Below are 24,813 nucleotides of genomic sequence, written 5' to 3' on the forward strand. Positions count from 1 at the left end.
TAATTGTTTTAAACATCAAACCTTATGCTAAATAGAAGCATTAAATTTCTAATAGAAAATAAACTCGTAGCTGTATTATTGCTCGCCCTTTTTATTGGTTGGGGAACTGTAAATGCTCCATTTAATTGGGACACTGGCTTTTTACCAAGCGATCCTGTTGCTGTAGATGCCATTCCTGATATTGGCGAAAACCAACAAATTGTATTTACAAAATGGGATGGCCGATCGCCTCAAGATATTGAGGATCAAATTACCTACCCATTAACTTCTTCCCTATTGGGAATTCCTGGAGTAAAAACCATTCGTAGCTCATCTATGTTTGGATTCTCTAGTATCTACGTCATTTTTGAAGAAGATGTTGAGTTTTACTGGAGCCGTAGTCGTATTTTAGAAAAGTTAAATTCTTTACCAAGTAACTTATTGCCAGAAGATGTAAATCCTGCTTTAGGACCGGATGCTACAGGTTTAGGGCAAATATTTTGGTATACTTTAGAAGGTCGTGACGCAGACGGAAACGTCACTGGTGGTTGGGACTTACAAGAACTAAGAAGTATTCAAGATTACTATGTAAAATATGGTTTATCTTCTGCTAGTGGTGTTGCTGAAGTCGCTTCTATTGGTGGTTATGTTCAAGAATATCAAGTCGATGTTAATCCCGAATTAATGCGCCAATACAATATTGGTTTAAACCAAGTTGTAAAAGCGGTTAAAAATAGTAATCAAGACATTGGTGCACAGACCTTAGAGATTAATCAAGCCGAATATTTAGTACGTGGTTTAGGCTATGTAAAATCTGTTGAAGATATTGAAAACGCTGTAGTGACTTCAGCCGACTTTACGGCTATTAAAATTAAAGATATTGGTAAGGTTACCTTAGGTCCTGCTGCACGAAGAGGGATTTTAGACAAAGAAGGTGCAGAAGTTGTTGGTGGTGTTGTAGTGGCAAGATATGGCGCCAATCCGATGGAAGTCATTACCAACGTCAAAGCAAAAATTAACGAGCTTAAAGGCGGTTTACCCTCTAAAGTATTAGCAGATGGACGCACCTCTCAATTAACAGTGGTTCCTTTTTACGATCGTACAGAACTGATTGTAGAAACCTTAGACACCCTTAACGAAGCATTGACATTAGAGATATTAATTACCATTTTGGTGATTATAATAATGGTTTTTAATTTAAGGGCTTCCATCTTAATTTCAGGATTATTACCAGTTGCTGTTTTAATGGTTTTTGTTGCTATGAAACTGTTTAATATAGATGCTAATATTGTTGCGCTTTCGGGTATTGCTATAGCCATTGGAACTATGGTTGATGTTGGCGTCATACTCGCCGAAAACATGATTCGACATCTGGACGACAATGAAAATGTCATTCCGACAGCGCGAGGCACGAGCGACGAGGAATCTCTTCAGAATAATCACAATGCTGTTGAAAATAATAAATTGTCAATAAACGAAATCATATACAACGCTACTGCGGAAGTATCTGGTGCTATTTTAACTGCCGTTTTAACTACTATTATCAGTTTTGTACCTGTATTTACTATGATTGGTGCAGAAGGGAAATTGTTTAGACCTTTAGCCTTTACAAAAACGATGGCATTATCAGCCTCTTTGGTGATCGCCTTGTTTTTAATTCCACCTTTTGCAGCGTATTTATTCAGAAAAACAACATTAAAAAATTCCTTTAGATATTTTTTAAATGGCGTTTTAATACTTGCGGGAATTGCAATTATTATTTACGGCTTTTGGTTAGGATTACTCTTAGTTGCTTTTGGTATCACTGGTTTACTAGGTGTTTTAGAGAGATTAGATAAGAAGAAAATAAATCTAATAAATATTATTATTTCTTCGATTGCAATTGTATGTCTATTGGCCGAATATTGGAGACCGTTAGGTTTTAACCGCAGTATCATTGTCAATCTTATTTTTGTTGCTATTATATGCTTCGGAATTTTAGGTGTATTTTCTGTTTTTAGAAGGTATTATAGTCAGATTTTAAACTGGGCTCTAGCCAATAAAGTATTGTTTTTAATAATTCCTGCGACCGTTCTTATATCTGGATTTTGGATTATGAAAAATACAGGAAAAGAGTTTATGCCTTCTCTAAATGAAGGATCGTTTTTATTAATGCCAACCTCCTTACCTCATGCTGGTGTTGAAGAAAATAAACGTGTGCTTCAGCAATTAGACATGGCGGTTGCTACGATTCCAGAAATTGAAACTGTAGTCGGAAAAGCTGGTAGAACAGATTCGCCTTTAGATCCTGCGCCTTTATCCATGTATGAAAACATGATTCAATATAAATCGGAATACATGCGCAATTCCGAAGGAAAAAGACAGCGTTATAAAGTGAATGCTGATGGGATGTTTGAATTGAAAAACGGAATGTCATTGCGAGCAGAACAAAGTGAAGCGTGGCAATCTCTTAATGCAAAAGAACAACTTATCGAAGATAACAACGGTGAATATTACAGAAACTGGAGACCAGAAATTAAAAGTCCTGATGATATTTGGAACGAAATTGTACGCGTCACCAAATTACCAGGCGTGACGTCTGCACCAAAATTACAACCTATTGAAACCCGATTGGTCATGCTACAAACCGGTATGCGTGCGCCAATGGGAATTAAAGTAAAAGGTCAAGATTTAAAACAAATTGAAGCCTTTGGCTTAGAATTGGAACGACTACTAAAACAAGCGGAAGGCGTTAAAATAGAAGCTGTTTTTGCAGATAGAATTGTTGGTAAACCTTACTTGCTAATTGATATCGACAGAGAAAAAATAGCACGTTATGGTATTTCAATAGCAGATGTACAAAGTGTTTTAAAAGTTGCTATTGGTGGTATGGCATTAACACAAACCGTTGAAGGACGAGAACGTTATGCTGTAAGAGTACGCTACCCAAGAGAGTTACGTGGTAATCCGGAAGATATAAAAGACATTTATATTCCTGTAGAAACGGGTAGTCCAGTTCCTTTAAGTGAATTGGCAACCATTAGATATGAGCAAGGTCCACAAGTCATAAAAAGTGAAGACACGTTTTTAGTAGGTTATGTCTTGTTTGATAAATTGGATGGTTTTGCAGAGGTTGATGTTGTCGAAAATGCACAAGCCTTGTTTCAACAAAAAATAGAATCTGGAGATCTAATGGTTCCAAAAGGCATCAGTTATAAATTTACAGGTACTTATGAAAATCAATTACGTGCAGAAAAAACATTGTCTGTGGTTGTTCCGTTAGCATTGGCTATCATCTTTTTAATATTGTATTTTCAGTTTAAATCTGTTAGCACATCATTAATGGTATTTACCGGAATTACGGTGGCATTTGCTGGTGGTTTTATCATGATTTGGCTATATGGTCAAGATTGGTTTTTCAATTTTAGCTTGTTTGGCGAGAATATGCGAGACCTCTTTAATATGAAAACCATTAATTTAAGTGTCGCCGTTTGGGTTGGTTTTATTGCACTATTTGGTATTGCTACCGATGATGGTGTGGTTATGGCCACCTACCTAACACAAACTTTTGATCGCGAAAAACCTGCTGACAAAAAAAGTATTAGAGCTGCTGCCTTACATGCTGCCGAAAAACGTATTCGTCCGTGTTTAATGACTACAGTAACCACCATTTTAGCGTTGTTACCCGTTTTAACATCCACAGGTAAAGGAAGTGATATTATGATTCCGATGGCAATTCCAATATTTGGAGGGATGGTTATTGACATTACCTCCTACTTTATTGTTCCGGTTTTATATAGCTGGAGAGAAGAGATTAAAGTGAAAAGATTAAAGATGAAAGTGAAAAACTAAAAGTTAAAAGTTAAAAGTGAAAGTTGAAAGATTAAAGATTAAAGATTAAAGTGAAGAGTTCTAAGTGAAACACTAAAATTATGGGAAGAAGTATTTTAAAAGATAAAAGTTATGCCTTTGCTATTTTAATTGTGAAATTATCTCAATTACTAGTTACAGAACAAAAGGAATATGTTTTAAGTAAGCAACTTTTAAGAAGTGGAACAGCTGTTGGAGCGTTAATTCGTGAAGCAGAATTTGGACAGAGTAAAGCAGATTTTATTCATAAAATGAGTATTGCTCTTAAAGAAGCCAATGAAACTTTGTATTGGATCGATTTATTAAAAGACACTAATTATATTGATAAACAGCAATATGAAATTCATTTCAATTTAAATAAAGAATTGGTAGCTATGTTGGTTAGTTCCATAAAAACATCAAAATCTAGATTATAATGACTAAATCTATAAAAAAAGTACTGCATTTCATTGTTTTTAGTTTTTCACTTTTCAGTGTTCACTCTGTAAATTCTCAAGGACTAGAAACTTACATTGCTACTGCTTTGGAAAATAATCCTGAGATTCAGAAATTTGAATTACAATACGCTATTGCAACAGAAAAAGTGAATGAAGTTAATACGCTTCCAAACACCGATTTTAGTGCTAGTTATTTTGTTATTGAACCAGAAACACGAACCGGAACACAACGTTTTAAGGTGTCGGCTAAACAAATGTTTCCTTGGTTTGGTACTATTACGTCTCGTGAAAATTATGCAAGTGCTTTAGCTGAAATCGATTATGAAGCGATTGTAATTGCTAAACGAAAGCTAATCGTTTCTGTATCGGAATCTTACTATAAATTGTACGTTAATAAAGCAAAACAAGCTGTTTTAATAGAAAATATTGAATTATTGGACACGTATGAAGCCTTGGCTTTAACGTCTGTTGAAGTTGGAAAAGCATCTGCAGTAGATGTTTTTAGATTACAAATTCGCCAGAATGAATTAGAGCAATTACAACAGGTTTTAGAATACGAGTTTTTAGCAGAACAAACGGCTTTTAACAAGCTTCTGAATAGAGATAGTGCTATTGAAGTGCCTATTGTGGAGTCGTTATTAATGCCTTCCGAAGCACTTGAAATTACTACCGAAAATTTAGCGTTACATCCTGAATTATTAAAATATGATAGACTGTTTAATTCGGTAACACAATCGGAATTACTAAACCAAAAAGAAAGCCATCTGTCGTTTGGATTCGGAATTGATTATATTAATATTCAACCAGATTCCGATATTACGTTTAGCAAAAACGGACAAGATATTTTAATGCCCACAGTAGCGCTTTCCATTCCTATTTTTAATAAGAAATACAAATCGAAAACCAAGCAAAACAAATTACAACAACAGGAAATAGAATTTCAAAAACAAGACCGTTTAAACACGTTAGAAACACTATTAGACAAAGCAATAAACGATAGGAAATCTGCTAGAATCAGTTACAATACACAAGTAAAAAACTTAAAACAAGCTAAGGATGCCGAATCGATTTTAGTAAGAAGTTACGAAACAGGTACTATTGATTTTAATGATGTTTTAGACATTCAGGAACTACAATTAAAGTTTCAAATTAATCAAATAGAATCTATTAAAAGTTACTATTTACAAACGACAATTATTAATTATTTAATTCAATAAAAATGAAAACAAAACTAATAGTACTGTTTTTATTTGCATTAACTACAGGCGTTTTTGCTCAAGAAATACAAGAAACAGATGGGAATACAAATAACCTTCCAGTAAGAGAACACATTATTACCTTGCGTGAAGCCAAAGTAAACAAAGCAGGAAAAGAGGTTATGGCAATGACTATTAATGGAACAATTCCCGGCCCAACTCTAGAATTTACTGAAGGTGAATACGCCGTTATTTATGTGAAAAATGAAATGAGCGTAGAAACCTCTGTGCATTGGCACGGACTTTTATTACCTAACTTTTACGATGGTGTACCATACTTAAATACGCCACCCATAGAACCAGGACATACACAGAAATACGAATTCCCAATCAAACAATCTGGAACTTACTGGTATCACTCACATACAATGCTGCAAGAACAAAGTGGTGTTTATGGATCCATTGTTATTCAACCTAAAGAAAAAGTATTAGAATATGACAAGGAGTTGGTTTTAATGTTATCTGATTGGACCAACGAAAAACCAATGAGCGTACTTCGAAATTTAAAACGAGGTAATGAATGGTATGGTATAAAAAAAGGGACTTCTACGCCATTAAATAAAGTCATTGCTCGTGGTGCATTTGGTGCACAACTTAATTTTTGGAAACAACGCATGCAGGGAGCAGATATAGCAGATTTATATTACCCAGCATTTTTAATTAATGGTGAAGAAAGCATTGAATATCCAGAATTTAAACCTGGCGAAAAAGTAAGATTACGCATTATAGATGGAGGTGCATCTACTTCTTTTTGGATGTCTTTTGGTGGTGAGGATCCATTATTGGTTTCGGCAGACGGCCTTGATGTAGTACCTGTAAAAAAGAACAAAACCTTTATAGCCATTGCAGAAGCTTATGACTTTATTGTTACCATTCCCGAAGAAGGGAAAATAGAATTTAAAATTACAGCACAAGACGGTTCTGGTACTGCCTCTGCTTTTATAGGAAACGGAAAAGTGTTACCTGCTATGAATATTCCAAAACCAGATAAGATTAGAATGATGCAAAAAATGGCAAAAATGGATATGAAAATGGGTGCACACGCTTTAAAGTTTCAACCCAAAAAAGATGAGCGTTTCAAAATAAAGGAGGAATACGGCATGCAGATGGGGAAAATGGAAGGCACGAAAATGGATCATTCAAAAATGGAGAGATCTAAAGATTCTATGCCAATGGATCATTCGAAAATGTCAGGAATGAAAATGAATAATCCAAAAGATACTACAGCAATGGGCAAGATGGATCATTCTAATATGGCAGGTATGAAAATGAAAAAAGAGAATACTATGCCAGCAATGAAGATGGAAGGAATGAAGATGTTTGCCGAATACAATTACGATTATTTGAAATCGCCTGAGAAAACCAACTACGATACAAATATTCCTGTAAAAGAAATATTATTAAACCTTACAGGTAATATGAGTCGCTATATCTGGAGTATGAATGGTGTACCATTGTCTGAGGCGGATAATATCAAGATAAATAATAAGGAGGTTACACGAATTACCTTCAATAACTTGACGATGATGCACCACCCAATGCATTTACACGGTCACTTTTTTAGAGTTATTAACGAAAATGGCGACTATTCTCCATTAAAACACACGGTAAATGTGCCACCAATGCAAAAAGTTACTTTAGAGTTTTATGGAAATAATGGTGATGAATCTGGTGACTGGTTTTTCCATTGTCACATTTTATATCATATGATGGGTGGTATGGCACGAGTCGTATCATATGATACACCAAGAGACCCCAGAATGGATGAGTTCCCAGCTTCTAAAATTATTGCAGAAACTGATAAATGGTATTCTTGGGGAATGGCAGATATAGCTTCTCATAATTCTACCATCAATTTAACAACGTCTAATTTAAGAAATCAATTTAATGCATCCCTTGAATACGGTTGGAACAAAAATTTAGAAGGTGAAATAACCTATGAACGTTACCTACACGATTACCTCCGTGTTTTTGGAGGTGTTAATATAGAAAACGAAACACCAGAAAACCTTAATGCTTTTAAGACCACTGCAGTGGTAGGAATTCGTTATTTAACACCTTATTTATTCAACTTAGATGCAAGAATTGATAATGAATTAAGACCGAGAATCTCATTAGGAAGAAACATAATGGTATTCCCAAAACTATCAATTTTCGGGTATTATGAATACAAATTAGATTTAGGGTTGGTTAATAATTTGCCATTAGGTAAAGATTATAATTCGGATACAGTTTGGAGCACAGGAGCAGAATATATGTTATCAAGACACTTCTCACTTATGGCGAGTTATGATAATCGCTTTGGTACAGGTGGTGGATTATCAGTAAGATTTTAAAAAATAATAAATAAATAAATAAATAACAAAACAATGAAAAACTTAAAAGTAACAACAGGAATTTTAGCAATAGCATTTTTAACATTAACAGCAATATCTTGTAAAGACGCAAAAAAAGAGCATAATAACAATGAAGGTCATAGTACAGAAATGAATCATGACAATAGTGATGGTCATCACGATAAAGACAAAAAAGAAATTGCAATGCATAGCAATCAGGATGGTAATGCCGAAATGATACTTAAAGATTATTTTAATCTAAAAGATGCTTTAGTTGCGGATGACGAAGCTAAAGCAAAAGAACTTGGTTCAGTTTTGAAGAAAAGTTTAGGGAATTTAGCGCTCTCTAAATATACAGACGAACAAAAAAAAGAGTTAAAAGAAATTATTGAAGATGCAGTAGAACACGCTGAGCATATTTCAGAAAGTCCAATGGCACATCAAAGAGAGCATTTTAAAATTTTAAGTAAGGATGTAACAGATATGGTGGCTATTACAGGAACAGCAAATACTTTATACGAACAGTTTTGCCCAATGTATGATAAAGGTAGTGCTTGGTTAAGTATGAGCGAAGAAGTGCGTAACCCATATTACGGAAGTAAAATGCTAAAATGTGGTAAAGTACAGAAAGAGATTAACTAAATGAAGATAGTTAAAAACATAGTATTGGTTTTAATGGTTGCTTTTGTGGGAATACAATTTATTCCCACAAAACGTAACCATAGTGATACCGTTCCAATAACCGATTTTATGTTAGTAAACCAAGTTCCAAATAACATAAAAAGCATGTTGCAAGTGTCTTGTTATGATTGTCATAGTAATAACACTAATTATCCTTGGTACAATAAAATACAACCTGTTGCTTGGTTTTTAGAAGACCATGTTAAAGAAGGCAAATCTGAACTTAATTTTAGTGAATGGGATGCTCTATCAAACCGAAGAAAGGCAAGTAAACTTCGATCAATTATCAAGCAAATAGAAAGTAACGAAATGCCTCTGTATTCTTACATCCTAACACATACAGATGCTGTATTTTCAGAAGAAGAGACAGTAACAATTATCCAATGGATGGAACAATTAAAAAATCGTTTATAAACCAAATAACAAATGAAAAAACTAAAAGTATCTAATCAAAAACTCTCCTTATTAGGCTCTGTTTCATTGGGTACTGGTGTAATGATAGGCGCTGGTATCTTTGTATTAATGGGGCAAATTGCTGAATTAGTTGGCGATTTATTTCCTATTGCATTTATTGCAGGAGCAATTGTAGTTGGTTTTAGTTCGTATTCTTACGTTAAGTTTTCAAATACGTATCCATCTTCTGGTGGTGTTGTAAAATTTTTAACTAAAGCGTATGGTCCAGGAACGGCTGCAGGTTCTTTCTCTCTATTAATGTATGTGTCAATGGTAGTAGCAGAAAGTTTAGTCGCTGGTACTTTTGGAGCATATACCTTGCGTTTATTTCCTCAAGAATATTCGGGATACGCATCTATGCTAGGTGTATTCTTAATAGCTATTGCTTATATTATCAATATCTCAGGAAACAAAATTATAGAAACTACAGCAACTTTAACGGCAATTATAAAAGTTATTGGTATCGCTATATTAGCAATTTCAAGCTTGGTTATTTCAGGTTTACCAACTATTACAGGAAACTTTATTATTACTAATAGTCAAACACTACCAGGCGGTTTTGGCTTTATTGCCGCATTAGCATTGTCCATTCTTGCTTATAAAGGATTTACTACAATAACAAATCAGGGTGGAGATATTAAAAACCCTCATAAAAATGTGGGGCGTTCTATAATTATTTCGGTTGTTGTTTGTACAATTATCTATGTTGTTTTAGCATTATCAGTAGCAGGAGCATTAACTATTGAAGAAATTATTAAAGCTAAAGATTATGCCTTAGCGGCTGCAGCTAAACCTGTTTTCGGAAAATGGGGTTCTGTATTGACTATTTTACTTGCAATTGTAGCAACTGTATCTGGTGTGATAGCTAGTATCTATTCTGCTTCAAGAATGTTAGGAATGTTAGGTAGTATGAAACAAGTACCTGATATGAATAGAATTAAGAAACTTAAGAATCCTTCATTGATTTTTACTGTTTCTTTAGCCATACTTTTAACTGTTTTTTTTGATTTAACTCGAATTGCTTCCATTGGTGCTATTTTTTATTTAATAATGGATATTGCTATTCATTGGGGGCTTTTTAGGCATCTTAAAAAAGAGGTGAAATTCAATTCAACTATTCCAATTATTGCGATATTAATGGATGTAATTATTTTAAGCGCGTTTATTTATATGAAATATCTAAATGACCCTTTTGTACTTATAGTTTCAGCAATTGGAATTATTCTCATTTTTATTTCTCAATATATTTTTATGAAATCTCATACTGATGAAGATGGGAATATGCCGATGGGAATGGATATGGATAAACACAAAATGATGAAATAATTTAAAATATAAAAACAATGATACATACATATCACATACACGGAATGACTTGTAACGGTTGTCGTGGACACGTTGAAGAAATACTTTCTAAAGTTAAAGGTGTTTCTAAAGCTACAGTTAATTTAGAAAAAGCGGAAGCTACGATAGAAATGGATTCACATATCACCTTAGAAACCTTTCAGGAGGCTTTAAAAAACGATGGTGGTCGGTACAGCATACATAATTTAGGAGACCATAATCATGCTAAGGACAATAGTAATACTTCCGCAGACATAAACAAAGGACAAGGTACCGGTACTTTTTACTGTCCTATGCATTGCGAAGGCGATAAAACCTATAACAAATCTGGCGATTGCCCAGTATGCGGAATGGACTTAGTGGAAGAACAAAACCTAACAAATACCACAACAACGCAATGGACGTGCCCAATGCATCCTGAAGTTATTAAAGACGAACCCGGAGCGTGTCCTATTTGCGGAATGGATTTAGTGCCATTGGAAGCAGATGCTTCAGCAGAAGATAAAACCTATAATAAACTATTAAAAAAGTTTTGGATTGCAGTCGCTTTTACTGTGCCCATATTTTTAATAGCCATGTCAGAAATGCTCAGCAATAATCCGTTGTATACTGTTTTAGAGCAAAAAACATGGCATTGGATCCAGTTTGTATTGTCTATTCCTGTTGTGTTTTATGCCACATGGATGTTTTTTACACGTGCTTGGACTTCAATTAAAACAAGAAACTTTAACATGTTTACGCTTATCGGAATAGGTTCTGGTATTGCCTGGTTATTTAGTGTATTCGCTATGTTATTTCCAGACGTATTTCCTATAGATTTTAAAACCGCAGATGGCAATGTTTTTGTGTATTTTGAAGCTGCAACAGTGATTCTAACTTTAGTATTATTAGGACAATTATTAGAAGCAAAAGCGCATAGTCAAACTAGTGGAGCAATAAAGGAATTACTAAAATTAGTACCCGCAACCGCAACATTGGTAACAGAAGGCGAAGACAAAGTTATTGCAATTGATAAGATTGAACAAGGCAATTTATTACGTGTAAAACCAGGAGAGAAAATACCTGTAGATGGTAGTATTGTTGAAGGACAGAGTAGTATTGACGAATCTATGATTACCGGCGAACCTATTCCTGTTGATAAAGTGGTAGCCGATAAAGTAACCTCAGGAACCATAAATGGCACAAAGTCGTTTGTAATGAAAGCTGAAAAAGTAGGTTCGGAAACGTTACTGTCTCAAATCATTCATATGGTTAATAACGCCAGTCGCTCTAAAGCACCAATACAGAAACTGGCAGATAAAATTGCTAAGTATTTTGTACCTACCGTATTACTAGTTTCTATAATTACCTTTATTCTTTGGGCAGTCTTTGGTCCAGAACCAGCGTATGTATTTGCGTTTGTAAATGCCATTGCTGTATTAATTATTGCCTGTCCTTGTGCTTTAGGATTAGCAACACCAATGTCTGTTATGGTTGGTGTTGGTAGAGGTGCACAATCTGGTGTCTTAATTAAAAATGCAGAAGCTTTAGAGACAATGAATAAAGTAGATGTCCTTATTGTAGATAAAACGGGAACGATTACAGAAGGAAAACCATCTGTTGAAAAAGTGATTGCTGTGACTAAAATTGAACAAGAGCTACTACTCCACTACATTGCTTCTTTAAATCAATATAGCGAGCATCCTTTAGCAGAAGCTATTGTAAATTATGGTAAATCAAAACAGGTCGTTATTACCAAAGTAAACGATTTTGAAGCAGTAGCAGGAAAAGGCGTTATTGGTACCATTGATAATAAAAAAGTAACTTTAGGAAATGCTAAATTATTAGAGCAATTCTCTATTTCTATATCAGAAAGTTTAGCTAGTCAAGTAATTGCAGAACAAGAACAAGGAAAAACAGTGTCTTACATCACCGTAGAAAATGAAGCTGTAGGATATGTTACTATTTTTGATGCCATTAAAAAGACAAGTCAAGAGGCTATAAAACAACTTCAGGACAATGGTATTGACGTTATTATGCTTACTGGAGACAATAAAAACACAGCTAAAGCAGTCGCAGAACAATTAAAATTAAAACACTATAAAGCAGAATGTCTTCCAGAGGATAAACTAAACGAAATAAAAAAATTGCAGCAACAAGGAAAAGTAGTTGCTATGGCTGGAGATGGTATTAATGATGCACCAGCTTTAGCGCAGTCGGACGTTGGTATTGCAATGGGAACAGGAACCGATGTTGCTATTGAAAGTGCTACAATTACTTTAGTTAAAGGAGATTTACAAGGCATTGTAAAAGCTAAAAACTTAAGTCATGGTGTAGTTAAAAATATACAACAAAACTTATTTTTTGCTTTTGTTTATAATGTTATCGGTGTACCAATTGCAGCAGGAATATTATATCCATTTTTCGGATTGTTATTATCTCCAATGATTGCAGCATTAGCAATGAGTTTTAGTTCGGTATCAGTAATAGCCAATGCGTTACGTTTAAGAAATATTAAAATTTAACTATAAAAAAAACTTATGGAAAATTCAAAACAACACAAAAACAAAGAAGGAATGAGTAATTACACACAGTTCTTTTTAATGCTTGGTTGCTCATTTGTAGCCATGTATATCACTATGTATCTAAACACCTATGCTATAGACCATGTGTCTTTTAGTATGACTCGCTTTTATATGGTTTGCTTAGGAATTTCAACAATGGGTATTATTATGCTTTTATTTATGCTTAAAATGTATAAAAATAAAAAGAAGAATATCGCTATTTTAGTTGGTAGTGTTGTCCTTTTTTTTGGCGCTTTAAGCCTAGTTAGAACTCAGGCACCAATTGTAGGAGATGTGCTTTGGCTAAAAGGTATGATTCCGCATCACTCTATAGCTATATTAACGAGTGAACGCGCAGCAATTCAAGATCCTGAAGTTAGAGAATTAGCAGATAGCATAATTGAAGCACAACGAAAAGAAATAGAAGAAATGAAAGCAATGATAAAACGACTAGAAAATGAAAAATAACAATATAATAATTTATACAGCAGTATTAGCGGTTGGGTTACTACTGGGATGGTTTCTTTTTGGAGGCACTTCTAATACTGAAACAGAACATAAGCATGATGCTACAGCAGAAACTAACCAAATGTGGACCTGCTCTATGCATCCACAAATAATGCAACCCGAATCTGGCCCATGCCCTATTTGCGGTATGGATTTAATTCCTGCAGAAAGTAGCGCTAAAGGGTTATTAGCCGACCAGTTTAAACTATCTGAAAATGCTATGGCATTAGCCAATATTCAAACGTCAATAGTTGGTAATAGTAATACGGAAGATAATGCCATAACACTATCAGGTAAAATTGTGGAAAACGAAGACAATACAGCCATACAACCTGCGCATTTTGACGGAAGAATAGAAAAATTATATGTCAAGTCTTTAGGCGAAAAGGTTAATAAAGGACAAGCTATTGCTAAAATTTATTCGGCAGCTTTAATTGCAGCACAGCAAGAATTGATAACGACGTATAGTATTAGAGCATCCCAACCACAGTTATACAGAGCAGTGCAAAACAAGTTTAAAAACTGGAAAATCCATGGTTCTCAATTAGACGACGTTTTAAAGACAGGACAAGTAAAAACAAGTTTTACAATCTATTCTCATGTATCTGGTGTTGTTACAGAAATTGCGGTGAGTGATGGCGCACATATTATGGATGGAAAACCCATTTTTAAAGTTTCTAATTTAGCAACAGTTTGGGCGAACTTTGATGTGTATGAAAACCAAATTAGTCAATTCAAAAAAGGACAAAATATTGATGTTGTTACCAATGCTTACGCGAATAAAGTATTTAAAGGTACTGTAGATTTTATAGATCCTATTTTAGATACTAGAACTAGAACTGTAAAATTACGAGTAGTACTTAATAACAAAGACCAAATATTAAAACCTGGTCTATTTGTAGAAGGGAAAATAAAAGGAATCACTGCAAGTAAATCCGATGCTTTATCTATACCAACAACAGCCGTGTTATGGACTGGAAAACGCTCTGTAGTCTATATTAAATCGAATCCAAATGAACCTGTTTTTGAAATGCGTGAAATTACATTAGGTACTCAAATTGATGATAAGTATCAAGTCTTAGAAGGTTTAAACACTGGTGATGAAGTGGTAACCAACGGAACCTTTACCGTAGATGCTGCTGCACAGTTACAAGGCAAAAAATCTATGATGAATAAAAAAGGAGGCAAAGTTATGACGGGACATGAAGGCCATTTAGGAATGGAAACGACCACAAATACAACGCGTCAAAAAGGGGGGGATACTGAACGAATAGACGTTTCAAAACAATTTCAGAACGAATTAAAAGTTGTCTTTAATGATTATATCCAATTAAAAGAGGCCTTACTTAAAGATGATATAAACACTATTAAATCAGAATCAAAACTGCTATTGAATGCTTTATCTAAAGTAGATATCACAATACTAACAAGCCAAGACGCTCATAAACAATGGATGTCGTTTGAAAAAGAACTTAGAGCAATCACTACAACGATGTCAAAGACATCTAATATTGAAGAACAGAGAAATTATTTTAAATACTTGTCATCATATTTAACAGATGCCATTAAAGTTTTTGGTATAAACGAAAAAGTGTACAACCAGTTTTGTCCAATGGGAGACAACAATAAAGGGGTGTATTGGCTGAGTAAAAAAGACAATGTGATCAACCCTTATTTTGGAGGTAAAATGCTGACTTGTGGAGAAGTAAGACAAACCATCGAATAACAACAATTATAGTTAATATATCTTCTAATTTATCAGAGAAAGAATGTGAAGATTATATAAAATCTATTGTTACTGCTTGCAATGTTTCTCTATCTGTCCCAAGCCTATATATGTTCATATCTAAATATAATTGTTTACACGAAAAACAACACATAGAATATCTAATACAATACAGAAAAGGCTACACAGTATTAACTGTATAGCCTTTTTTTAAATTTATATTAGTTTTTAGTCTTTCTAGAACAAAGAATAACCAATAGTAAATTGTGCAACACCATTTCTAAATTTATCTGAAGACCCATCAATATCATTAATATTTAATAAGCCAAAATTATATCGTGCTCCAAAATTCAATCCGTTTTCTAATTTATATTCTAATCCTAAATTAACACCAACATCTATAGATTTAAAAGTGTCTTTTACATCTATATCTTCATTCTTAGCAGACAACAAAAATCCTATTTGTGGCCCTGCTTCCAGACTCAGTCCTTTAGTAACATGGTATTTTCCCATCAAAGGCACATTTAAGTAATTTAATGATACAATATCGTCTGTCCCAGCGACATCGTCATTAATACTAAAACCTTGAATAGAGTACATGATTTCTGGTTGAAAAGAGAATTTCTCGGTTAATGAAATCTCAGAATAAACACCAAAATTAATAACACTCGTTATCAGTTCAACATTATCATTAGTATCCCCATAAATAGAAGTGAAATTTGCACCAATTTTAGCACCAAACTCCACCTCTTGCGCTTGTGCATTTGTAAAACCAAAAATGGTAATTGCGGTAATAAATAATAATTTTTTCATTGTAAATTGTTTAAGTTGATTACAACAAATAAATACTTTAAAAAAGGTTTAAATCTGCTTGTTATAATACTTTTAACGTTTTTAACCAATTTTAACAACGTGTTAAAAAACAGACTAATACATGCTTCTAAATACTAATTATCATTTTTATTGTTACTCTTTTGTATAATACTTAATAACTACTATTTTTAAAATAACGCATAAAAAAAGTGCTACCATATTACTATGATAGCACCAATTGTAATTAACAATAAATTAAATTTACTTAGCAGTAATGTTTATAGTTAATTCTACTCTTCTATTTAAAGCTCTTCCCGCTTCCGTATCATTAGTACTTAATGGTTGAGACTCTCCTTTACCAGAAATAGTAATATCACTATCTGCGATATTTTTAGAAGTTAAATAATTTTTAATTTCTTGAGCTCTAACAACAGAAAGGTTATAATTATAATTATCGCTTCCTCTACTATCAGCATGACCTTCAATAGAAACAGCATAATTAGAATCATCTCCAATACTAGCTGCGATTTCATCTAAAATAACTTTAGCATTTTGATCCAGTTTAGAACTATTATAATTGAAATACACTTTTCTTAATCCTGTAACTGGTACAACAGGTGCTGTTTCAACTATTTTTAAAGGACATCCATTATCAGTTCCTTTAACCTCTGGACACTTGTCTTTATTATCAGGAAAACCATCGCCATCTGTATCTGGACAACCACCAAATTCAATTAAACCTTTTACTTTAGGACATAAATCATCTTTATCAGCAACACCGTCACCATCCGTATCAGCACAACCACCAAACGCAGCTAAACCAAAGGTATCAGGACATACATCGTAATCATTTGGTACACCATCTTCATCTCTATCATTAGATACTACTGGCTCTGCTACTTTTTCTGTTCCAAATTTGTAAATTAAACCTAAGTTATGGTTCCAATGTTTAGGCAAATAATCTTCAAAAGAATGCTTATAAGTTGTTTGTAAATTAACACCTATGTCTTCGCTAATCCAATATTTAACTCCAACAGCACCATTTACTGTTCCTGCTCCAATTAAGCTATCAGAACCATCTAATGTAGATGTATTAAAAGGACCTTCTTCAATCCAAGTATAACCACCTCCAACTGCAATAAAAGGTTGAAGTCTATTTTGTCCAAAGCTATAGTTAACCATCCCATCAAGTCCATAATATTTTAAATTATCAACTAAAACACTTTCATCTGCTGTTCCAAAATCACCCCATTTTTTTATTTCACTAGCCGTTCCTTTTGCAGTAATAGATAAGTTATTCGTTAAATTTCTTGTAACCGCCGCATAGACACCTAAATTATAGTGATCGTTAAGGTTAAAGAATTCGTCAAAATAATCTCCTTGTGGACTATTTTCTCCTACAGGGTAAAAATCGATAACCGCCGCACCTGCTTCAAAAGACCAACGTTTGTTATTTGGTACAAAAGCACGTGTTGTAATTGAATGGTCTTCACCTTTTTCAAGCGTGTAAACAATACCAAAATTATGATCCCAATGCTTAGGTAAATAATCTTCAAACGAATGCTTGTATGTTGTTTGTAATTTTAATGCAAACTTATCGCTAATCCAGTACTTAAATCCAACAGATCCGTTAGCTGTTCCTGCGCCTACTAAATTATCTGAACCTTCTGCTGTAGAAAACGTATTAAACGTTCCTTCTTCTATCCAAGTGTAACCTCCACCAATACCAATAAATGGTTGTAGTTTACCTTGTCCAAAAGAATAATTTAACATACCGTCTAAACCATAATACTTAAGGTTATCAACTAATATACTTTCGTCAGCTTGTCCAAAATCTCCCCATTTAGAAATTTCGTTTACCGTTCCTTTAGCAGTAATAGATAAATTTTTAGTTAAGCGTCTTGTCGCCCCTACATAAAATCCTAAATTATAGTGATCGTTAAGGTTAAAAAATTCGTCAAAATAATCTCCTTGTGGTGCATTTTCTCCAACAGGATAAAGATCAACAGTACTTAAACCGGTCTCAAAAGACCAAGGATTAACTGTCTTTTGTGCAAAAGATAATTGCGCAAAAAATGCAAATATTAATGTGAATGTAAAAATCTTGTAATAATGTTTCATAAATTAAATTTTGTAAATTATACCTTCTTTAAATCATCTTTTGTAAGAATTTTCTAAAAAGGTTTGCAAATAAACAACATAGCATATTAGTAAAACATTTTTATTTTAAATATTTTAAAATCAACGTTGTAACGTCAAAATATCCGTTTTGATAATTCATTAAAATAATTATGCGCTATTTAGATAATTCGTAACTATTTAAGCTTTTACACTCCTAATACTTTAGTTTTTTATCAACTTAAACAAGACTCTCCTATTTTTCATGTTAGTAATGCTGCTAAAATTTATAACGATGCAAATTATATTCGATTTAAAAAATAGTAATGAAAATAAATTTACATCGTTTTCGTAAAAACAAAGCAGTGTTGTCTATTGCACTGACACTTCAAAAAAAACAGAAACTATTGTATTCAGAAAGTTTATGAAACAACTATATTCGCGACATGTGGATGTATTTAGGTTTATTAGCAGCACTCTTTTTGGGTTTACACAATTTGTGCAAAAAACATGCTGTACAAGGTAATGAAGTCTTTCCTGTACTATTAGGAACAGTGTCTAGCGGGTTTTTATTTGTAGGGAGCTTTTACGTACTCTCTTTTATATATCCAGACTATGCCTTAGCACATGGTTACCACTTTCAGGAGCTCTCATGGCAAAGTCATGGTTTTATTTTTATAAAATCCATTATCATGGCTAGTTCTTGGGTTTTAGCCTATCAAGCTTTAAAACACTTGCCCATTACTATTGTTACGCCAATACGTTCTGCTGGCCCCTTTTTTACGTTTATTGGCGCCATTGTAATTTATAAAGAAAGTCCTAATCCATACCAATGGATTGGATTTTTCCTGATCATTTTTTCTGTAGTACTCTATTCCAAAATCGGAAAAAAGGAAGGGATTAATTTTAAGAGCAACAAATGGATATTTGCCATAATTGGCGCTACTTTTTTAGGTGCATCTAGTGGTTTATATGATAAGTTTCTGATTCAAACGTTACACTTAAACCCACAAACCTTACAATTTTGGTTTTGTCTTTATACCATACTTATTTTACTAGTCATCTTGACTATTACCTGGTTTCCATATTCTAAAAAAAGACAAGCTTTCAAGTTTAGATGGTCTATTATTGCTGTTGGTGTTTTACTACAAGCAGCCGATTACTTTTATTTTAAAGCATTACAAGCCCCAGAAGCCTTAATCATGCTATTATCCGCAATAAAACGAAGTCAAATTATAATTGCTGTTGTCATTGGCGGAGTCGTATTTAAGGAAAAAAATAAACGTCAAAAACTAATTCCTTTAGCCGGTATTATGCTTGGTGTTTTTCTAATTTTATATTCAAATTAATTCCATTGCTTTAAAGACGCTTATACAACATTAAGCTTGTAAGTACTACTCTATTCTACCGTATTTCTTCTTTTAAATCAAATCACTAATTGTCATCAATTTCATACCGTTTTTTGAAGTCTAAAGGTGTCATACCGACTTTCAATTTAAATAGCTTAGAAAAATGCGCATAATCATTATAACCCAAGGTTTCTGCTGTTCTAGAAAAGGACTTGCTAGAATGTACCAGTAATCGTTTGGCTTCCAGTAACACGCGTTCAGTAATAAGCTGGGTTGTGGTTTTATTAATCGTTGATTTGGTAACTCTATTTAAATGCTTAACTGTAATATTTAATTTGTTTGCATAAAATTTAGCTGATTTCTCTGTTTTATAAAAGGTTTCAATGGTTTGCTCTAAAACACTTAAAGCTTTTAAATAGGACGAGGATAAAACGTGATGTTTAGCATCTATAGCTGTATAAATGCGAGACAAATCAATATAAGTGAGGTTAATAAGGCTTGCTAGTTTTTGCTTTTTATAAATATTAGTTTGGTGAAACTCCGTATTTATGTCTTCAAATCTAGAATTAATAACCTTAATTTCCGTTTCACTTAAACCCAAATAGGGTGGATTTTCGTAAGAATAATAAAATGGAAATTGTGTGATGCTTTTATTCAAAAAATAGCATTCATAAAAGTCTTGAGTATGAAAAAAAATATAGCCTTTTGGCGCACTAGTAAAAGACCAGCTATGCGTTTGACCAGGCCTTAGAAAAAAAACACTGCCTTTAGTAACCTCGTAACTATTAAAATCTATTTCGTGTGTTCCCGTTCCTTCTAAAAAAAACACACATAAAAAAAAGTTATGACTATGTGGTTTTTGCACCACTAGTGCATTATTTTTTAAGTGCGTACTTAAATCATTACTATAAAAATTTGAAAAAGAATCTTCCTCAAACTGTTCAATATTTAAAATAGGTATCGTATTCATACAACTTCATTATGTCCTAAATATACAAATATTAGCGACAATCTTACAACAAACTCGTTGTAACTATAGTTTACCTTTGTTACCTATAACGATTACTATTTACTGAAATATATTTTTAATAATATATGACATTTTCACATATAACTCCTAAAGTTTAGTATTTATCATATCATTATTATTAATTAATATAAATTATAATTATGGAATTTTTAAAAGGCACAAAAATAAATAGTATTTTAACTGGAAATTGCCCTGTCTGTCAAAACGAAAGCATGTACACGGTCAATAATCCATATAAGGTTACAAGCACTTTAACGATGGAAGAGCGTTGTAGTCACTGTAATACAAAGTATAAGATTGAACCGTCTTTCTTTTTTGGAGCGATGTATGTTAGCTACCCTGTCGGTATCTTTTTTGGAACTATTTCATTTTTTATAACCTTCTATCTCTTAAATCTTTCTTTTATGACGTCTTATATTGTATTAATAATTGTAATGCTACTGTTGCTTCCTATAATTTTGAGGATTTCAAGAAATATATGGATTAACATCTTCATGAGATTTGATAAAACAAAATCATTAGCAGTAAAGGAAAACTAGTAACTATAATGTTATACATTTAAAATAGTAATTACACAAAAACGCCCATCAAATTATTGATGGGCGTTTTTGTAAAATATAAAAAGGGATGACTGTCTACCAGTCTATAGGGAAATAGTCTTTTAGAAATTTACCACACCAGTGTTTTCCCGTGTTAATACCATCAATTAACGGATCCATAACACGGGCTGCACCATCTACAATATCCAAAGGCGGTTGAAAATCGTGTACTTCTACCTTTTGTTTAGATAATGCTGCAGGATCTTCATCTGTAACCCAACCTGTATCTACTGCATTCATGTATATACCAGATTTAGCAAAGGTTGTTGCAGACGTATGCGTTAACATATTCAAAGCAGCTTTTGCCATATTAGTATGTGGGTGTCGATCTTCCTTCTTAAAACGATGAAACTTCCCTTCCATTGCGGACACATTAATAATGTGTTTTTTACCAGTATTCTCTTTCATCATTATATTAGACAAACGATTACATAGAACAAAAGGAGCTACAGCATTTACCAACTGTACTTCTACCATTTCTGTAGTTTCAATTTCACCTAATTTTAAACGCCAACTATTTGTTTTACGCAAATCGACTTGTTGTAAATCGGCATCTAACTGTCCTTCAGGAAAGACCTCTTCCGTTTGTAATGAATTGTCAAAACTGTATGGGATTTGAGATAATTCGGCAGAACTACGTAAACCAATACCAGGTTCTGGACCATGCCAAGTTACTGGTAACACATTATTTTTATCTGTTTTAGAAGGCCCAACACTTAAGCTTGATAATTCTTCCAAACAACTTTCGTGATCTTGTAATAAGGTTTGTGCTAATTTTGGTAATTGGTCTATAGGAAGTTTTTCATTCTCCATTAAATGGAAATAAAAACCAGACGGACGCCTTACTGTTTGTGCTGCATTATTAATTAAAATATCTAATCGATCGTATTTTTGTTCGATGTAATTACAAAATATTTCTACACTTGGAATATGTCTTAAATCGAGACCGTGAATATGTAAACGGTCACTCCAATCTTTATAATCCTCCTCTTTAGAAAAACGAATAGCAGAATCGGCAGGAAAACGCGTTGTTGCCACAACTGTTGCTCCCGAACGCAATAGCATTAATGTAATATGATATCCAATTTTTAATCTAGATCCTGTAATTACAGCCACTTGATCTTTTAAATCTGTTGTTTGAAAACGCTTAGCATAATTTAAATCGCCACAATCTGTACACATCGTATCATAAAAATGATGCAATTTTGTGTACACCGTTTTACATACATAACAATTTCTTGGCGATTCTAATTCGGGCGTATCTTCAGGAATTACAGCTGCAGCTAATAATTTTGGTGCTACAAATAAAGTCGCTTCTCTTGCAGATCGTATTCCTGTTGTTTTTCTGGCGTGCTTATCGCTCTCAATCATTTTACGTTTTGCTGCTTTTTTAGCATCCTTACGTCGACGTTGAAACTCGTCACGATTTGGTCTAGATAACTCTCCTGCTACTTTATATAAGGCAACACGTTGTTCTTCTGGCATATCAAACAGTTGATTAGTATCGTCTACTAAACGCTGTAATGTCAAAATACAATTTTGTATGTCTTGATTTGTGTTATTATCACTCATAAATTACTAATACTACTTGGTGCAAATATAATCACTCTTTTTTGGAGTGCAACATTGGTATACTAAAAAAGCCCATCTAAAACTAGATGGGCTTTTTTTTGAAAATATATAGATATATCTTAGATAACTTTTACGTTAACCGCGTTTAATCCTTTGTTTCCTTCTTGTAAGTCAAATTCAACTTCGTCACCTTCTCTAATCTCATCGATTAATCCAGAAATGTGTACAAAGTGGTCTTTATCAACTCCTTCTTCAGTGATGAATCCAAAACCTTTAGTGTCGTTGAAAAATTTTACTGTTCCTTTACTCATTGTAATGTAATTTTATTATTAATACTTTATTAAGTTACAAAGATAGTGCCAATAATTAAATAATACCTAATAAATTAATCTTTTTGTACAATTGTCGCTAACACCCTCTAAATATTTTTCCATCACTTTTATCTGTAACTAAATGTGGAATGAAATTTTACTACGAAACAAATGTTAAATTTTATATTTTAGCTGTTATTATAATTGAATTAGCCCCTTTTTCTAATACTATTATTTAAATTTGAGTCTATCAACCTATACTAAAAGCCTTTACTGTTTAAATGAATATTAAAACGTTGTTATCTTTTAACGTACTCAAACAAAAAAGCCGCTTCGACTTTTTATTTTATATCTGTTTCCTTATTACCATTATTGCAAGCATTACTATGGACAGTCGAGTATTGAGATACTTTATGCCAACATTAGTTTTTACCATTTTATTAAAATATGTTAATCGTACAAGACATCAATCAAAAGCACTTTTTATAGTTGCTCTATTAGCAATAGTTATTTCTGATTTTCTGACTTTTTATGATTATCACACCTATTTTATGTGGATTACGATTTTAACGTCCACTTATTTAATCTGTTGTTCCTTTATTATTATAAAGTATCTAAATAAAGGAAAACTAAAAGCAATGCTCTATTTTTCAGTTTTTATTGGTTTTTTATTGGCAACTTATATTGTTTATTCTGTTTTAGATTTAATTATTAATTACCTTCCAGAAGGTATGCTCCTTTTTGTTTTATTCGCTGCTTTATGCCTTTTGTGTTTTATTATCATGTGTTCCATGATTTATGTCAATGATAATTATGACAATGCTACATTATTGCTCGGCTCAGTAATATTTAATATGTTTCATATGGGACTATCACCTATCAACGAATTTATATCATACAACGCTACTTTTACTGTACTAATAGCAATCGCCCATATTTTAGCCATTTATCTTTTTATGAAATTTATTTCAGAAACTAAAATTATTAAAGCTGAAGATGTCAAAGAAAAATTCTTTTAATTAGACAGCATTTATCTTATATAAATGTATTAATCCTGTACTAGCTAAGTTTTAGTTGTTTGATAACATCTAACGTCGATTGATGTGCTCGTCCAGCTGCTTTTTGAAAATTGGACTTTACATTATATGCCCCATTTAAAATCCCTTCATAAATTCCCGTTATAACAGTCCCCATAAACTCACCTAATTCAGCTATTCTTTCCTGCTTATACGCTTCCACACTAATTGCTTTAAACTCTAGCTCTGTATTATAAACTTGATTAATATAACTCGCTAATTGTTTTTGGGTTATAGGCTCTCCTACTAAATTATATATGTTATTATTATGTTTTTCTTCGGTAAGCATTTTCGTGTAAGCATATCCCAATTCATTTCTACTTGTGTAAGCACATTTACCTTCTCCTGCACAGTTTCTAATCTCTCCAGCTTGTACATAGTTATCAATATATTCAATATCTGGCTCTATATATATTCCGTTTCTACCAATACTCCATTGAAGTCCAGAGTTTTGAATATCTTTTTCCGTTTGACGATTACTTTCCACTATCGGCGTAAAACTATTCTGCTCTTCGTTTCCAACAATACTAGTATATACAATCTTTTTAACACCATTTATTTTTGCTGCTTCAATAACGTTTCTATGCTGTTGTATTCGTTTGTCTGGTGTGTCCATGCCAGAAACTAATAGTACAACATCCACTCCTAATAATGCTTGATCAAACTCTTGACGACTATTATAATCCCCTTTTCTTATCTGGATCCCCAAGTGCTTCGCTTTTTCTGGTGTTCTTGCAATTCCTATTACATTTTCTTTTCCAATCTCACTAATTAAATATTTTGCTATTGCCGATCCTAATTGCCCACTTACCGATGTTACTGCTATTCTCATGA

19 protein-coding genes are annotated in these 24,813 nt (G+C 33.1%); 13 read left to right on the top strand and 6 right to left on the bottom strand.

Annotated elements, in window-relative coordinates:
- The first annotated feature begins 24 nt into the window (after window positions 1–24).
- The 10 genes from H0I26_RS12960 to H0I26_RS13005 all read left to right on the top strand — a co-directional run bounded on the left by H0I26_RS12960 (window position 25) and on the right by H0I26_RS13005 (window position 15,111).
- Entirely contained in the window at window positions 25–3,810 is a 3,786-nt protein-coding gene (locus H0I26_RS12960) for an efflux RND transporter permease subunit (RefSeq protein WP_218699477.1), read from the top strand.
- Between the two features lie 80 nt (window positions 3,811–3,890).
- Window positions 3,891–4,244, top strand: coding sequence for a four helix bundle protein (locus H0I26_RS12965; protein ID WP_218699478.1), 354 nt, complete (start codon window positions 3,891–3,893; stop codon window positions 4,242–4,244).
- The gene (locus H0I26_RS12970) at window positions 4,244–5,482 is read left to right on the top strand and encodes a TolC family protein (RefSeq protein WP_218699479.1); all 1,239 of its coding nucleotides are present in this window, start codon (window positions 4,244–4,246) and stop codon (window positions 5,480–5,482) included. The genes H0I26_RS12965 and H0I26_RS12970 overlap by 1 nt, the downstream gene beginning before the upstream one ends.
- 2 nt (window positions 5,483–5,484) lie before the next feature.
- Window positions 5,485–7,857 (top strand): multicopper oxidase domain-containing protein, encoded by a 2,373-nt coding sequence (locus tag H0I26_RS12975; RefSeq protein WP_218699480.1) that lies wholly within the window; start codon window positions 5,485–5,487, stop codon window positions 7,855–7,857.
- A 33-nt stretch (window positions 7,858–7,890) separates the two neighbouring features.
- Window positions 7,891–8,499 (top strand): DUF3347 domain-containing protein, encoded by a 609-nt coding sequence (locus H0I26_RS12980; RefSeq protein WP_218699481.1) that lies wholly within the window; start codon window positions 7,891–7,893, stop codon window positions 8,497–8,499.
- The gene (locus tag H0I26_RS12985) at window positions 8,500–8,952 is read left to right on the top strand and encodes a heme-binding domain-containing protein (RefSeq protein WP_218699482.1); all 453 of its coding nucleotides are present in this window, start codon (window positions 8,500–8,502) and stop codon (window positions 8,950–8,952) included.
- Between the two features lie 12 nt (window positions 8,953–8,964).
- A complete protein-coding gene (locus H0I26_RS12990; protein ID WP_218699483.1) occupies window positions 8,965–10,317 on the top strand; it encodes an APC family permease in 1,353 nt (450 codons plus the stop codon).
- Window positions 10,318–10,334: 17 nt separating this feature from the next.
- Window positions 10,335–12,839 (top strand): heavy metal translocating P-type ATPase, encoded by a 2,505-nt coding sequence (locus H0I26_RS12995; RefSeq protein ID WP_218699484.1) that lies wholly within the window; start codon window positions 10,335–10,337, stop codon window positions 12,837–12,839.
- Between the two features lie 15 nt (window positions 12,840–12,854).
- Entirely contained in the window at window positions 12,855–13,346 is a 492-nt protein-coding gene (locus H0I26_RS13000) for a DUF305 domain-containing protein (RefSeq protein ID WP_218699485.1), read from the top strand.
- Window positions 13,336–15,111, top strand: coding sequence for an efflux RND transporter periplasmic adaptor subunit (locus H0I26_RS13005; RefSeq protein WP_218699486.1), 1,776 nt, complete (start codon window positions 13,336–13,338; stop codon window positions 15,109–15,111). Before H0I26_RS13000 ends, H0I26_RS13005 begins: the two co-directional genes overlap by 11 nt.
- Before the next feature lie 237 nt (window positions 15,112–15,348).
- Here H0I26_RS13005 and H0I26_RS13010 read toward each other — a convergent pair whose 3' ends face one another.
- A complete protein-coding gene (locus H0I26_RS13010) occupies window positions 15,349–15,924 on the bottom strand; it encodes a porin family protein (RefSeq protein ID WP_218699487.1) in 576 nt (191 codons plus the stop codon).
- A 261-nt stretch (window positions 15,925–16,185) separates the two neighbouring features.
- Window positions 16,186–18,045 (bottom strand): OmpA family protein, encoded by a 1,860-nt coding sequence (locus H0I26_RS13015; RefSeq protein ID WP_218699488.1) that lies wholly within the window; start codon window positions 18,043–18,045, stop codon window positions 16,186–16,188.
- A 443-nt stretch (window positions 18,046–18,488) separates the two neighbouring features.
- Here H0I26_RS13015 and H0I26_RS13020 point away from each other — a divergent pair, with 443 nt between their 5' ends.
- Window positions 18,489–19,391, top strand: coding sequence for an EamA family transporter (locus H0I26_RS13020; RefSeq protein ID WP_218699489.1), 903 nt, complete (start codon window positions 18,489–18,491; stop codon window positions 19,389–19,391).
- Between the two features lie 85 nt (window positions 19,392–19,476).
- Here the strand turns inward: H0I26_RS13020 and H0I26_RS13025 are convergent, their stop codons facing one another.
- The gene (locus H0I26_RS13025) at window positions 19,477–20,361 is read right to left on the bottom strand and encodes an AraC family transcriptional regulator (protein WP_218699490.1); all 885 of its coding nucleotides are present in this window, start codon (window positions 20,359–20,361) and stop codon (window positions 19,477–19,479) included.
- A gap of 317 nt (window positions 20,362–20,678) precedes the next feature.
- Here H0I26_RS13025 and H0I26_RS13030 point away from each other — a divergent pair, with 317 nt between their 5' ends.
- On the top strand, window positions 20,679–20,960 hold the full coding sequence (locus tag H0I26_RS13030) for a DUF983 domain-containing protein (protein ID WP_317044779.1): 282 nt from the start codon (window positions 20,679–20,681) through the stop codon (window positions 20,958–20,960).
- A gap of 96 nt (window positions 20,961–21,056) precedes the next feature.
- On the opposite strand, the gene H0I26_RS13035 is transcribed toward H0I26_RS13030, so the two are convergent.
- On the bottom strand, window positions 21,057–22,592 hold the full coding sequence (locus H0I26_RS13035) for an SDR family NAD(P)-dependent oxidoreductase (RefSeq protein WP_101018628.1): 1,536 nt from the start codon (window positions 22,590–22,592) through the stop codon (window positions 21,057–21,059).
- 119 nt (window positions 22,593–22,711) lie between these two features.
- Complete coding sequence (locus tag H0I26_RS13040; RefSeq protein WP_028282170.1) at window positions 22,712–22,903, bottom strand: cold-shock protein; 192 nt, start codon at window positions 22,901–22,903, stop codon at window positions 22,712–22,714.
- Between the two features lie 413 nt (window positions 22,904–23,316).
- Here H0I26_RS13040 and H0I26_RS13045 point away from each other — a divergent pair, with 413 nt between their 5' ends.
- Window positions 23,317–23,922 carry a hypothetical protein gene (locus tag H0I26_RS13045; RefSeq protein WP_218699491.1) on the top strand — a complete coding sequence of 202 codons (606 nt, stop codon included), beginning with the start codon at window positions 23,317–23,319 and terminating at the stop codon, window positions 23,920–23,922.
- 40 nt (window positions 23,923–23,962) lie between these two features.
- Here the strand turns inward: H0I26_RS13045 and H0I26_RS13050 are convergent, their stop codons facing one another.
- Window positions 23,963–24,811 carry an NAD(P)H-binding protein gene (locus H0I26_RS13050; RefSeq protein WP_218699492.1) on the bottom strand — a complete coding sequence of 283 codons (849 nt, stop codon included), beginning with the start codon at window positions 24,809–24,811 and terminating at the stop codon, window positions 23,963–23,965.
- Window positions 24,812–24,813: the final 2 nt, after the last annotated feature.

The sequence above is a fragment of the Olleya sp. HaHaR_3_96 genome, from assembly GCF_019278545.1.
Lineage (GTDB): Bacteria > Bacteroidota > Bacteroidia > Flavobacteriales > Flavobacteriaceae > Olleya.